Here is an 805-nt window from a genome sequence, read left to right on the forward strand (position 1 = left end):
GACTTTGCTTTGATCAAAGCCTACAAAGGTGATCGTTGGGGCAACCTTGTCTATAACAAATCTGCGCGTAACTTTGGTCCGATCATGGCCATGGCTGCGGATGTCACCATTGCTCAAGTCTCTGAAGTGGTTGAACTCGGTCAGCTTGATCCTGAACACATCGTTACCCCTGGGATTTTTGTTCAGCATGTGGTTGCGGTTGACGCAACAACACATGTCACTGCGCAATAAGGAGAATAACAATGAGCTATCAAAAACTCAGTCGTGACCAGATTGCAGCACGTGTGGCACAAGATATTCCAGATGGTGCCTATGTCAACTTAGGCATTGGCTTACCAACAAAAATTTCAAAATACTTACCTGCGGATAAAGATGTATTTCTACATTCTGAAAATGGTTTATTGGCATTTGGTCCACCACCAGCCAAAGGTGAAGAAGATCCAGAATTGATTAATGCAGGCAAAGAATACGTCACCATGCTGACAGGTGGATGCTTTTTCCATCATGGAGATTCCTTTGCCATGATGCGTGGCGGTCATTTAGATATTGCGGTACTGGGTGCATTCCAAGTCGCAGCTAACGGTGATCTTGCCAATTGGCATACAGGTGCAGCCGATGCGATTCCTGCTGTGGGTGGTGCCATGGACTTAGCTGTAGGTGCAAAGAAAGTCTTTATCACTACAGATCATGTCACCAAACAAGGTGAACCTAAGATCGTTGAAAAGCTTTCGTATCCAGCCACAGGTTTGAAATGTGTGGATCGTATTTATACCGATCTGTGTGTGATTGATGTGACCACAGAAGG

At 45.2% G+C, this 805-nt stretch carries 2 protein-coding genes; both read left to right on the forward strand.

Features of this window, described 5'->3' with window-relative positions; genetic code table 11:
* Positions 1-231 (forward strand): CoA-transferase (locus EXE30_RS15715; RefSeq protein ID WP_323053016.1); only part of this gene is annotated, 231 nt, incomplete at its 5' end.
* Between the two features lie 11 nt (positions 232-242).
* Positions 243-805: 3-oxoacid CoA-transferase subunit B (locus EXE30_RS15720; protein ID WP_130163207.1), on the forward strand; the 563-nt coding region annotated here is incomplete at its 3' end.

Origin of the sequence: Acinetobacter halotolerans, from assembly GCF_004208515.1 — a bacterium.
Classification (GTDB): Bacteria; Pseudomonadota; Gammaproteobacteria; order Pseudomonadales; family Moraxellaceae; genus Acinetobacter; species Acinetobacter halotolerans.